Consider the following 11,737-nt stretch of genomic DNA (forward strand, 5'->3'; position numbering starts at 1 on the left):
CGTGGAATGAAATTATTGATCAAGGTGTTTCTGACTTTTCTTTTGACGGCCATCTTCATTGTTGGCGGACTGGCTTTGTTAGGACACTCGTTAAGTCCGGAAAAGTCTTTGTCGCCCGTGATTGAAAGCAACGCTGTTTATTATCTGCAATCTTTAAGTGATAAAATCAAGACGGCCGCTGATATCGAAGCACTTCGCGAAGATTTGCATTTGCGGGTCCGTCGTGAAGGATTTGAAGACGTGGCCGATCGGCAGGGACTTCCATCCTTCGCCGTGACAGAAAAGAAAGACAAAGATTTTTCCAATAAACTTTCGTTAGGTCGGGTGAATGGATTTTACTTCGCGGAAGTGAAGGGAGTTTCACCCAGAACCGTATGGTTTATTGCCAACGCGGATATGCCGCGGGCCTGGGTCTTTCCTTTTCTTTGGGCGGCGGCGTTTATTTTCTTCATCATGGCCATGAGCTTTCTGACTATTCGCTGGATGATGTCGCCGATCAAGGCGGTGGTCGAGGGTGTAAATAAAATTTCTCAGGGAAACTTAAAATATCGCATTCAAACCCGCCATCGTGGAGAGTTTGGTGTCATTGCGGATTCTTTCAATAATATGGCTGATGGCCTGGAAAAAATGATTGTCGCCAAAGAACAGCTTCTGCGCGATGTCAGTCACGAGTTGCGCAGCCCTTTGACCCGCGTCGGGGTGGCTGTGGATCTGCTGGCGGATGAAAAAATGAAGGTCTCGATTAAAGAGGACCTCGCGAAAATGGAAGATTTGATTCATCAGATCTTAGAGTCTTATCGTTTGAAAGAGGGCGCCAAATCCTTAAAAAAAGCCAATACCAACTTAAGCGAACTGATCGCCAGTGTGGCCGCGGATTATGAGTCCTTGGTGCAAATGAAACTGCAACTTCCTTCAGAGGCATCGCTGCCTTTGGATGGAATGCAAATGCAGCGTGTTTTAAGAAATCTTGTTGAAAATGCGATCAAATATGTAAAGCCCGGCACGCGCGGGTCTTTGGAAATTCTTTTAAATAAGGATTGCGATTTTTGGGTTTTGAAGCTCAAAGATGATGGCATTGGTATTTCTGAAAAAGATCTGACGCATATTTTTGAACCGTTCTATCGAGCTGATCCGGCCCGTTCGCCAGGGGCCTCGGGGTTTGGTTTAGGATTGGCAATTGCGCGGGCTGTGGTGGAAGCACATGGAGGAACCATCTCGGTCCGTAGTCAAATAGACGTGGGCAGTGAATTTACAATTCGTCTGCCCATCAAATAATAAGTTCCCGATACAAAGTTTGCACTTCGTTAATTCCATACTTTCTTTCCAGACGACGGACCACGAAATGTCCGCGCGCCATGTCTTGAAAGTGATCCATGAAAATCACGTTGATAGTGGCGCCGCCCAAGGCTCCGACAAGGGGAATTAATTGAGCCGCCACTTTTTCCGCAACCACCACTTGGAAGCGGGAAGCGATACTCGAAAAAAGACGCACGAATAAAGGAGCCGTTTCTTCCGCCAGACTTTTTCCCAGAACGGATTTCGCGGCATCTGTAAAAGCTTTTGATAAAGCCGCGCGAGTCATAATATAACCAGAGCCCGCAGCATCGTCGGCGGTACTCAGTCCGCCAAAAGCGAAAACTTCCAGGCAGGCAAGCTTGGTGTCGACGTCGGCAATGTCCTCGCCTTCGCTTTGGGCAATATCGATGATGGATCTCATCATCAAAGTCGTGGAAATCGGGAGTTCAATCAGCAAGGACGCGGGACCTAAAAATCCTCCTGCTCCGCCGGTACCCGCGACCGCCAGCTTATGTCCCAGATTGTTGGAGTCTTTTTTCGTAGACGGCTCGACGGTTCGCATGGCGATGTCGTAGGCGATGTGAATCGATTTTTCCGCCGCTCTATGCACGGTTTTTTGCAACCTGTCTGGCAGAAGAGCGAGTCCCTTTTCGACAGGAGTTCCTATTTTCGCCGCGATTCGCGCGGTGATGCCAGGTCTTTCCAAAAGTTCTTTCGCTATTCGCAGGGATTGTAAGTCGACGGAATCCATTTGCATGCGAGTCTCCTTCAATGGTGACGCACTGTCAGTTACAAGTATTTTACACGATGTCGAGACTTGCGGGTTTGTTTTTTAGTTATAAGATGAAATGAGTCGACATTTAACAGGGTGGTTGAGATGGATTTTAAACATGATGTTCAAGGGCAGAAAATTTTTACGATGGTCGAGGGCGGCGAGGCGCATATTCTTTATCGTCGCGGCCAGGACAACTCCTATGATCTCTATTCAACAGAAGTTCCTCCCGAGGCGCGCGGAAAAAATGTTGCGGATCAGTTGGTGCGTGAAGCTCTTAAGCTAGCAAAAAGTGAAAAGGCCCAAGTGATCGCAACCTGTCCCTATGTTAAAAAATGGTTCGAAAAACATCCCGAAGAAAAAGCCATTTTAAAACATCAATGATGCTCTAAGATTTTTTTGCCGGATGAACCACAGAAGAGCGCCCGGCTCCAATATCGGTCAGGGCTCCCGTTGGCGAGCCCTTAACATCCGGTTTTGCCATATCAACGGCGTGCCCCTGCTTGTTTGTATAGCCCGAGGCGCGCGCATCATGTTCATTCATTTTTCCGTAGTTCATGCGATGACTAGGGAATTTGGGTTTCGCAGCTTTGTCAGTCATACAATCCCCCTTTGCTGGAATTATATACCGGCTTGGCCCACGAGATAAGCAGCTCGTTGCAAAGCCGGATTCACCAGAATCTCGCTGAGATTCCAGGTAATACCATCTTCTTTATTTAAGATCTGATGAAGGACAATCAACATGTCTTCGCTGGTAACGATACCAACAACTTCGTCTTTCTTAGTGATGAGAAAGGCCGAGACCTTTTCTTCGATCATCCCATCGACGACGTCGGCGATCGGAGTTTCAATGTCAAAAGTCTTTATCGGAGAAGTCATTAATGTGTCGACGCTCACCTCCGCAGACGGGGCGCGAATCAGATCCCGGTCTGAAAGCATGCCGACAATGTAGTCTTCTTGTTCATCCATCACTGGCAAATGCCGAATCCAATAATTGGCCATGAGCCGTTGCGCTTCCGCCGCTGAGGCAGTTCTCGACACAGTAATCAGCTTTTTAGTCATGTGATCTTTCAATACAAGTTTCACAACGGACCTCCTTCATCACTTTTAAAGTTTATCATTTCTATTTGTTTATAACATGATATGTGTCATATCTCATAAGATTGATAAAACACCAATGAAATCAATAAGTTATTAACTTTCCCTTGCTTTTACAAAGAGGTTCATGCTAAACCCTTTAAGTTCCTAGGAAATTTAAATTTATAAGTCACAACAGAGGATACTTTCAGCATGCTTTACCAATGGCTTTATTCGATGGCGGATCAGTTTTCGCCTCTGAATGTTTTCAGGTACTTGACCGTCCGTACGTTCATCTCGTTCTTCACAGCTTTTCTGTTGTGCTGGATGTGGGGGCCGCATTTTATTCGTCGTTTGCAGATGAAGCACTTTGGTCAGTCCATTCGTGACGATGGACCACAAACGCATAAGAAAAAAGCCGGCACGCCGACAATGGGCGGGGGGCTGATTCTTCTATCAACCTTGGTTCCTTGTTTGTTGTGGGTGGATATGATGAATCCCTTGGTTTGGGGTGTTCTGATTATCACTTGGGGCTTTGGTTTGATTGGTTATATGGATGACTGGCTCAAAGTGAGTAAGAAAAACACCAAAGGACTTTCGGGCAAGATTCGTTTGGCCGGAGAGTTTTTGATCAGTGGCGGCGTCGTGGCTCTGTTGGTGCATTATCATGGATTGAGCACGGCGGTGACGGTGCCTTTCATTAAATCCATCTCTTTGGATTTAGGTTATTTCTATATCGTTTTTGCGTCTTTGGTTATCGTGGGCACAGCCAATGCGGTGAATTTGACGGACGGCCTTGATGGCTTGGCGATTGTACCGGTCATGATTTCCGCCGCAACTCTGGGCTTATTTGCCTATGTAACGGGGCACTTTTCCATCGCCAATTATCTGCAGATTCCTCACGTTGTGGGCGCGGGTGAGTTGACTCCGGTCGCGGCGACGATTGTTGCTGCAGGAATGGGATTTTTGTGGTTTAACGCCTATCCCGCGCAAGTGTTCATGGGGGATGTCGGATCTTTGTCATTGGGAGGTTTCCTAGGGACGATGGCCGTGATCACTCAAAATGAACTTTTGATGGTGCTTTTGGGCGGGGTTTTCGTGGTAGAGGCGTTGTCCGTTATCACCCAGGTGATCTCTTTTAAAATGACGGGAAAGCGCGTTTTCAAAATGGCGCCGATCCATCATCACTTTGAATTAGGTGGTCTAACGGAAACGAAAATCATCGTGCGTTTCTGGATCATCTCTATTTTGCTGGCAGTATTAAGTCTATCGACTCTGAAGTTGAGGTAAGAAAATGTATAAAGAGTTTAGCGAATTAAAAGACAAAAGAATTCTTGTCGTCGGCCTTGGAAAAACAGGCGCGTCTTTGGCGCACTTCCTGACCAAGCACGGGGCACAAGTAACGGTGACCGATCATAAGTCAAAGCCCGAGCTTTCCACCCAGTTAGAACAACTGGGAGATTTGCCGATCAAGTTTGAACTGGGTGGTCACAGCCCTAAAACTTTCATCGCTCAGGACTTGGTGGTTTTGTCACCGGGTGTTCCCAGCAATTTGAAAATCTTCGACTATGCCAGATCTCAGGGTATTCGCATCACGGGAGAGTTCGAGTTTTCCGCAGGTTTCATTAAAGAGCCGATCATTGGCTTGACTGGAACGAACGGGAAAACAACTGTGGCGAAAATCACGGAAGCTATTCTTAAGGAATCCGGCATTAAAACGTGGGTGGGTGGCGCCAACGAAAAGCCGCTGGTGGATTACCTGCGCTCGGAAGAAAAAGCGCAAGTGGTTATTGCGGAAGTTTCCAGCTTCATGCTGGAACATTGTGACACTTTCAACCCCATGAATATTGTTTTCACGAATCTTGCGGAAAACCATTTGGATCGTTATCGCTCGATGGAAGAATACGTGAACGCCAAAAGACGTATTTTCAAAAACACCAATCAGGCGACGACCAGCATCTTGAATGCGGACGACAACGCTGTGGTGGAATTGGCGCGTGATCCTGCGGTTCAACGCGGGCGAATTTTTTATTTCTCGCGCAAACCCGCTTTAGAACCACAAATCATGAATATCGGCGGCGCCGTGAATATTGGTGATGAAATCCGTGTTCGTACGGGTCCTGAAATCGAAACATTCACGATCAAAAACATGAAGATGCGTGGTAAGCACTCTGTGGAAAATGTTATGGCGGCTATTTTGGCATCGCGTGAACACGGGGCGACTCGTGAAGCGGTCCAAAAAGTCATCGACAGTTTTTCCGGTCTTCCTCATCGCATTGAGTACGTTCGTAAAGTCGGTGGAGTTCTTTTCTACAATGACTCTAAAGCGACGAACGTTCATGCAGTACTTCGTGCGCTGGACACTTTTGATGAAAATGTGATCTTGATCGCGGGTGGTAAAGATACCAACTTGAACTATGAACCTCTGCGCACGGCGGTTAAGAGAAAGGTGAAGACCTTGATCTTAGTCGGGGAAGCGAAAGAAAGAATCAACCGTGATCTGGGAGACTTCTCTGAAACCTTCCTGATCGGTACTTTCGAGGAGGCGGTTCTGATCGCTTACCAAAAGTCCAGAATCGGCGACACCGTTCTTCTTTCACCGGGCTGCTCAAGCTTCGATATGTTTGACAGTTTTGAAGAGCGCGGCGATTATTTCAAAGAAATCGTGAGAAAGTTTCACTGAGGTTTTAGGCCTCAGTCAATACTCATCCATCATTCGACCGCCCAAGACGGGCGGTCTTGATTTAGCCAGGAGGCTTTAAGTGTTATCGCAACGTCTTTTCATTCTTTTTACGTCTTCAGCTCTTCTTCTTTCCGGCTGTGCCTCTGGAACCTTCAAGGCCCGTCAAGAGCAGCGTGAAAAGCTTGCCGCGAGCACTGGCATGTATTGTGAATTTGTCAGCGGTGATTTAAATCCGGATTTAGACGTTGAATTGAGCATGCAGATGGCGCGTCGCTGTGATGCCAATCGCAGTTTCTCAATCACCAACTACAAAAACTCGTCTGATCATAACGGTGTGATTTATTGCTGTGCTTCGACAAAAAGGGGCGCTGTAACTTCCAAAAAGACCTCAACTCCGGCTCCAAAAACAGAAGTTGAAGATCCCAACGCGGAAGTGATTTCCGAATAAGCCGGGTCCAGCTTTTAAAACCTGAAATTGCAAGTCATAGACGATAAATTGGACTTCTGATTAACTAAAGGTCGGGAGTCCCATTTATGTTGAGATATTTGTCTAGCAGCTTGTTTTTGGCCATCATCACACTTTTGGGTATTGGTCTTGTTCAGGTCTACTCTTCCAGTTTTATATTTGCGATCGAATCGTATGGTGACGGACTTTTCTTTTTCAAACGGCAACTGATATTTGCCTTGATCGCCTTCGCTGTTCTGATTGCCACTGTTCACATTCCATTTCGCTATATCGAAAAATACGGATGGGCCTTCTGGTTGCTGGCGACTCTAGGGGTTCTAGCCACCTACGTTCCCGGTTTGGGTGTCCGTGTGGGCGGTGCTCTTCGCTGGATTCAGTTGCCCTTCGGGATTCGCTTTGAACCTGGTGAACTTTTGAAGATCTCTTTCAGTCTTCTTTTTGCAAGCCTTGTCGTCCGCCAGGAAAACTTTTTGGCACGTGTGAAGTGGCATTGGCTGGTCTTGTTCATGATCTTCCCTTTGGCTTTGCTTCTGAAACAGCCGGATTTTGGAACTTTCGCGATCATCATGATGGTGGGGGTAACACTGCTGTTCGCATTTGGCTTACAGTGGAAATACATCATCGCATCTTTTGCGGTTCTGATTCCCGCGTTTTACTTTCTGGTGATGTCTGTTCCATACCGACGAGCGCGCGTTTTGGCCTTTCTTGATCCTTGGTCAGATCCGGCTCAGAAGGGCTTTCAGGTGATTCAAAGTATGCTGAGCTTTCATTCCGGAGGTTTGACCGGAGCGGGATTGGGGCAGGGACAAGGAAAACTCTTCTTTTTACCAGAGGCGCACACGGATTTCACGATGGCAGTTCTTGGTGAAGAGATGGGGTTTATCGGGTTCGTCGCGATTTTGGCGTTGTATGGATTTGTGGTTTTCCGCGGAATCCAGATCGCGGTCAAAGCTGAGGAGCCTTTTAAAAGAGCGTTGGCTTTGGGTTTATCAGTGACTTTTGGATTGAGTGTCTTTATCAATGCGGGTGTGGTTATGGGACTTCTTCCGACGAAAGGTTTGACTCTTCCCTTCTTGAGTTACGGTGGAAGTTCTTTGGTTTCATTGTGCTTCATGTTTGGTCTGATCCTGAATATTGAAAATTCATTTGAGGAAGACAAATTTTCTCGTCGATTCGGATCGCGCTGGACACATTCGAAAGCAAAAACGTAAGAGGACTTGAAATGACTTCCAGTAAAAAAACGATTGTGATCGCGGGTGGTGGAACCGGAGGTCACATTTATCCTGGGATCGCGATCGCGCGAGCCATTCAGAAATTGGACCCCAGTGTGGAAGTGCATTTTGTGGGGACTGCGACCGGACTAGAAACAAAGATTGTTCCGCGTGAAGGTTTTCCCCTGCACTTGATCGAATCCGGTAAATTAAATGTGAAAAGCCCGGTGCAGAAGTTTAAAACTCTTCTGAAGGTGCCAGTGGGTCTTTGGCAATCCGTGCGTTTGTTGGGACAGCTAAAACCCCTCTACGTGGTCGGGGTGGGGGGATATGCCTCCGGTCCTTTTGTGTTGGCGGCAAGTATTATCGGTTTTAACACGGCTATTTGGGAACCCAATGCAATGCCGGGAATGGCCAATCGTCTGCTGGCGCGTTTTGTCGACAAGTGTTTTGTTGTGTTTAGCGAAGCGAAGAAATTTTTGAAAAGTGACAATGTCATTCAAGCGGGCATGCCCATCCGCGAGGAAATCGAAAATGCGCAACGAGACAAGCGCGAAGATGAGAACTTTCATCTTCTTTCTTTCGGTGGAAGCCAAGGGGCTCGTGCCATAAATAATTGTTTAAGCGATGCGATTCTGGCAGGGGGCGAGTGGGTGCACAATTTGTCTGTCGTTCATCAATTAGGCTCGTTAGATTTCAAAAATATTTCGGAAAAATATAAAACGGCCCCTTGTCATGTTGAACCGCAGGAGTTCATCTATGACATGCCAAAATACTATCGTTGGGCTGACATCATCGTCAGTCGTGGCGGTGCCAGTTCTATTGCGGAAGCAGCGGCCTTCGGGATTATTCCAATCATAATTCCTTTGCCGGCTGCCGATAACCATCAGCAAAAGAATGCTGAAAGTCTTGTGTCGAAAAATGCCGGACGCATGATCTTGCAAAAAGATTTAACTCCCGAAAGATTGATTTCAGAAGTTCAATCTTTAAGAAACGATAAAGCTTTGCGTGAACAGATGGTTCAGAATATAAAGAACTTCTACATCCCTCAAGCGGCGACCACCATCGCAAAGGAAATCTTGCAATGAAGTTACAACAAGCCAAATTTCATTTTGTCGGTATCGGGGGCATCGGTATGTGCGGGCTCGCAGAGCTTCTGTATAATATCGGCGCAAAAGTTTCTGGCAGCGACATCGCTGACAACACCAACACGGAACGCCTTCGTGAAATCGGAGTGAAAGTCTTTAAAGGTCATCAGGCTTCAAATGTCGGTGACGCCGATGTCGTGGTTTATTCCAGCGCTATTCAGTACGGAAACCCCGAAATTTCCGAAGCAAGGGCGCGGCAGATACCCTTGATTCCTCGGGCCGAAGCGTTGGCGGAAATCATGCGATTGAAACGTGGTGTTGCGGTTGCGGGAACTCACGGTAAGACGACCACCACCTCCATGACTTCAGCGATCTTTTTGGAAGCCAATATGAGTCCGACAATTGTCGTCGGCGGCCGCTTTGAGCTGATCAAGTCCACCGCCATGTTAGGTTCCGGAGAGTGGCTGGTTGCGGAGGCCGACGAATCGGACGGAAGTTTTCAAAAACTTTCCCCCGAGATTGCGATCATTACGAACGTCGACTCGGACCACTTGGACCATTATAAAACTTTTGAAAACTTGCAAAAAAGTTTCTATGACTTCGCCTTGAAAGTTCCTTTTTATGGAAAAGTCATCGCCTGTGGCGATGATCCGGTGATTCGCCAAATTTTCGAAAACTTTCCGAAGCGCATTTTATTTTACGGCTTTGATGAAAAGAACGATCTTGTGCTTTCGGGACAGCAAGGCAACTATTCCTTGTATCGCGGCGATCGTCTTTTGGGCACTCGTCACCTGGTGGGTGAATTCAGTCTTAAAGTTCCCGGTCGTCATAACGCCTTGAATGCCACTGCGGGAATTTGCGCCGGTCTTGCCGCCGGAATTCCCTTTGCGACTTGCGCGAAAGGGTTGCAGCGTTTTGAAGGTGTCGATCGTCGTTTCCACTTCAAAGGTGAAAAACGCGGCATCAAAATTTACGATGATTACGGCCATCACCCCACCGAAGTGCGCGCGGTTTTGCAGGCCTTCCGAGAAAAATATCCGGGGCAGCGCCTGGTGGTTTTCTTTCAGCCGCATCGTTATTCACGCACACAGCATTGCTGGCATGATTTTACGACGGCGTTTAAAGAGGCGGACGCGGTTCTTCTTGCCGATATTTATCCTGCCGGTGAAGCGCCAATTCCAGGTATCAGCAGTGAAAAGTTAGCTTTGGATATGAAGCATGCCAACGCGTCTTATTTCCTTCGCGATGACAAAGCGACGCAAAAAGTGTTGGGCCTTTTGAAAGAGGGCGACGTCTTTGTCACGTTGGGTGCCGGGGATGGATGGAAACTTGGACTGGATGTTTTGAACCAGCTGTAAAATCAGTTCAGGAAGTGTTTAAAGCCTGGGACCTTTAAAGAGGGGCGTCTGACGAAGAACGCCCCTTTTTTTATTTTTACGAAGCATCATTCATGGGCAGTAAGTCTTCGTGCTTTTGAGAAGGCGCCGCCGATTTGCTGGAAACACCTGGTTTTCGTGCGGAGCTTCTTTTGGGCAAAGAGTCAGAAAACTCCCTATCTTTTTTGATTTTTCCCTCTATGATTTGTGTCAACTCTTGAACCATTGCGTGCATCTGTTGCGACCTTGCGGAAAGCATTTCTGCATTGGTGGCGCATTGGCCAGCGGCGGAAGCATTTCTCTGTGTGACACGATCCAAGTCATTGATGGACATGTTGATGGAGGCGACCCCTTGAGCTTGCTCGGTGCTCGCTGTTGAGATTTCAATATTTACCGATGTCAGTTTTTCAATCTGTTGAACGATCTCATTAAGCATAGAACCACTGGCCTGAACGACTTCGTGGCCATTTTCTATTTTTTCTACGCTTTCGCGTATAAGGTCCGAAATCTCTTTTGCAGAAGTGGCACTTCGCTGCGCTAGAGCCCGAACTGCATCGGCAACTACAGCGAAGCCTTTGCCTTGTTCTCCGGCTCGGGCGGCTTCAACGGCAGCATTTAGAGCCAGAAGATTTGTTTGGAATGCAATGTCGTCAATCACCGTGATGATCTCTTCAATTTTCTTGGAACTCTTTGCGATTTCTCCCATGGAAAAGATTAACTTTTCCACTTCGTCTTTACCCGCGCGTGCTTTAGTCTGCGCATCTTCGGCCAGAGTTTTTGCCTCTTTGGTGTGTTCTGCATTCAGTCGGATCATGCTGGACATTTCTTCGGTGGCCGAGGTCGTTTGCTCGATAGAAGCTGCGGCCGTAGACGCGGCGGCGCTCAAATCTTGCGAGGACTCGGTGATTTCATGGCTGGCCTTGGCGACGCCCGTGCCGGCTTCCTGAAGTTTTTCAGCAAGACCGGAAAGAGCTTTTAGGGGTTTGTTGAGCATGAGGAAAGAAATTAGAAGAGCGAGGAATGACAGGCCAGACGACCAACCCACAATGTACCACGTCGCACTGGTCGCTGCGGCCGTAATCTGAGCTTTGCTGGAGGTGACGGCGAAGCCACCGTGCAGTTTTCCATCAGACCAATTTTCCATGGGGTACCCCAGAATGTCTTTGCCGTTCTTCCAAGGTGAATTGGCAGGGTCCCCATGGCAGTTCATGCATCCTTGCGCCTCGCTCAGACGGACGGGGCGGTAAACCGTAATGTTGTCTTCGGTCACCGAAGAAATTTCTTTGAGATTGGGATCGGCGGCGAATTTTTTTAAAACGTCCGATTCTTCGGCTGTCACTTCATTTTTTTCGTTGCGAGGCTCATCGGAAAATACGCGAAAAGTATAACCTTCCTCTGCGGCGCCTTCCGCGCCCACCTGCATCGCCGCGAAGATAGGAACTTGCTTCAAGATTTTAGTTTTGGCTTCTTTGGAAAGATGACCATCCGGATGTGTCTTCAGAGCATCTTCGATGCTGTTGTCTAAGCCCCCCTGAGAGGCAATATACGATCGAACGGATTCCAATCGTGATAGAATGGCGCGAGATTTTTCGACGAGCTGTGTTTCACCCTGTTTAGAGATGCGGGATGTAGATACCAGTACGGCGGCGGTAGTGCAGATGATACAGGCCAAAAGAATACTCATCATTACCTTGATGTTGAACTTCATGAAACGCTCCTTAGAAAAGTTCTCGATGAGCTATCTATCGAACAGGCGTTCGGAAATCAT

12 protein-coding genes are annotated in these 11,737 nt (G+C 47.6%); 8 read left to right on the forward strand and 4 right to left on the reverse strand.

Translation table 11 applies throughout. The annotated features are described in order from the left end of the window. Positions 1–6: 6 nt before the first annotated feature. Positions 7–1,275: a HAMP domain-containing sensor histidine kinase gene (locus tag OM95_RS05160; RefSeq protein WP_291515596.1), complete on the forward strand. Its 1,269-nt coding sequence runs from the start codon at positions 7–9 to the stop codon at positions 1,273–1,275. Here OM95_RS05160 and OM95_RS05165 read toward each other — a convergent pair. Next, positions 1,268–2,053, reverse strand: coding sequence for an EcsC family protein (locus tag OM95_RS05165; protein WP_041870983.1), 786 nt, complete (start codon positions 2,051–2,053; stop codon positions 1,268–1,270). The two genes, OM95_RS05160 and OM95_RS05165, sit on opposite strands and share 8 nt — an antisense overlap. Positions 2,054–2,173: 120 nt before the next feature. On the opposite strand from OM95_RS05165, the gene OM95_RS05170 reads away from it, so the two are divergent. After that, positions 2,174–2,452, forward strand: a complete 279-nt coding sequence (locus OM95_RS05170) for a GNAT family N-acetyltransferase (RefSeq protein WP_041870985.1) — start codon at positions 2,174–2,176, stop codon at positions 2,450–2,452. 4 nt (positions 2,453–2,456) lie between these two features. On the opposite strand, the gene OM95_RS05175 is transcribed toward OM95_RS05170, so the two are convergent. Then, positions 2,457–2,669, reverse strand: a complete 213-nt coding sequence (locus tag OM95_RS05175) for a hypothetical protein (RefSeq protein ID WP_041870987.1) — start codon at positions 2,667–2,669, stop codon at positions 2,457–2,459. 20 nt (positions 2,670–2,689) lie between these two features. Then, positions 2,690–3,154, reverse strand: a complete 465-nt coding sequence (locus tag OM95_RS05180) for a CBS domain-containing protein (RefSeq protein ID WP_041870988.1) — start codon at positions 3,152–3,154, stop codon at positions 2,690–2,692. Between the two features lie 204 nt (positions 3,155–3,358). On the opposite strand from OM95_RS05180, the gene mraY reads away from it, so the two are divergent. The 6 genes from mraY to murC all read left to right on the forward strand — a co-directional run bounded on the left by mraY (position 3,359) and on the right by murC (position 9,951). Further along, complete coding sequence (mraY, locus tag OM95_RS05185; protein ID WP_041870989.1) at positions 3,359–4,435, forward strand: phospho-N-acetylmuramoyl-pentapeptide-transferase; 1,077 nt, start codon at positions 3,359–3,361, stop codon at positions 4,433–4,435. Positions 4,436–4,439: 4 nt separating this feature from the next. Next, positions 4,440–5,828 carry a UDP-N-acetylmuramoyl-L-alanine--D-glutamate ligase gene (gene murD / locus OM95_RS05190; protein ID WP_041870991.1) on the forward strand — a complete coding sequence of 463 codons (1,389 nt, stop codon included), beginning with the start codon at positions 4,440–4,442 and terminating at the stop codon, positions 5,826–5,828. Between the two features lie 79 nt (positions 5,829–5,907). Further along, positions 5,908–6,276 carry a hypothetical protein gene (locus OM95_RS05195; protein WP_041870993.1) on the forward strand — a complete coding sequence of 123 codons (369 nt, stop codon included), beginning with the start codon at positions 5,908–5,910 and terminating at the stop codon, positions 6,274–6,276. Between the two features lie 86 nt (positions 6,277–6,362). Beyond that, positions 6,363–7,505, forward strand: coding sequence for a putative lipid II flippase FtsW (gene ftsW, locus OM95_RS05200; protein ID WP_041870995.1), 1,143 nt, complete (start codon positions 6,363–6,365; stop codon positions 7,503–7,505). Positions 7,506–7,516: 11 nt separating this feature from the next. Beyond that, entirely contained in the window at positions 7,517–8,593 is a 1,077-nt protein-coding gene (gene murG, locus OM95_RS05205; protein ID WP_041870997.1) for an undecaprenyldiphospho-muramoylpentapeptide beta-N-acetylglucosaminyltransferase, read from the forward strand. Further along, the gene (gene murC / locus OM95_RS05210) at positions 8,590–9,951 is read left to right on the forward strand and encodes a UDP-N-acetylmuramate--L-alanine ligase (RefSeq protein ID WP_041870999.1); all 1,362 of its coding nucleotides are present in this window, start codon (positions 8,590–8,592) and stop codon (positions 9,949–9,951) included. Before murG ends, murC begins: the two co-directional genes overlap by 4 nt. A 76-nt stretch (positions 9,952–10,027) precedes the next feature. Here the strand turns inward: murC and OM95_RS05215 are convergent, their stop codons facing one another. Next, on the reverse strand, positions 10,028–11,677 hold the full coding sequence (locus OM95_RS05215; RefSeq protein WP_291515597.1) for a methyl-accepting chemotaxis protein: 1,650 nt from the start codon (positions 11,675–11,677) through the stop codon (positions 10,028–10,030). Between the last annotated feature and the right edge of the window lie 60 nt (positions 11,678–11,737).

This window comes from Bdellovibrio sp. ArHS (assembly GCF_000786105.1).
In the GTDB taxonomy this organism is placed as follows: Bacteria; Bdellovibrionota; Bdellovibrionia; order Bdellovibrionales; family Bdellovibrionaceae; genus Bdellovibrio.

What these genes read in the sequence shown, in the direction of transcription:
- OM95_RS05160 (WP_291515596.1), top strand. Translation starts at nt 7, where the DNA reads ATGAAATTATTGATCAAGGTGTTTCTGACTTTTCTTTTGACGGCCATC.
- OM95_RS05215 (WP_291515597.1), bottom strand. Translation starts at nt 11,677, where the DNA reads ATGAAGTTCAACATCAAGGTAATGATGAGTATTCTTTTGGCCTGTATC.
- murD (WP_041870991.1), top strand. Translation starts at nt 4,440, where the DNA reads ATGTATAAAGAGTTTAGCGAATTAAAAGACAAAAGAATTCTTGTCGTC.
- OM95_RS05170 (WP_041870985.1), top strand. Translation starts at nt 2,174, where the DNA reads ATGGATTTTAAACATGATGTTCAAGGGCAGAAAATTTTTACGATGGTC.
- murG (WP_041870997.1), top strand. Translation starts at nt 7,517, where the DNA reads ATGACTTCCAGTAAAAAAACGATTGTGATCGCGGGTGGTGGAACCGGA.
- OM95_RS05165 (WP_041870983.1), bottom strand. Translation starts at nt 2,053, where the DNA reads ATGCAAATGGATTCCGTCGACTTACAATCCCTGCGAATAGCGAAAGAA.
- ftsW (WP_041870995.1), top strand. Translation starts at nt 6,363, where the DNA reads ATGTTGAGATATTTGTCTAGCAGCTTGTTTTTGGCCATCATCACACTT.
- mraY (WP_041870989.1), top strand. Translation starts at nt 3,359, where the DNA reads ATGCTTTACCAATGGCTTTATTCGATGGCGGATCAGTTTTCGCCTCTG.
- murC (WP_041870999.1), top strand. Translation starts at nt 8,590, where the DNA reads ATGAAGTTACAACAAGCCAAATTTCATTTTGTCGGTATCGGGGGCATC.
- OM95_RS05175 (WP_041870987.1), bottom strand. Translation starts at nt 2,669, where the DNA reads ATGACTGACAAAGCTGCGAAACCCAAATTCCCTAGTCATCGCATGAAC.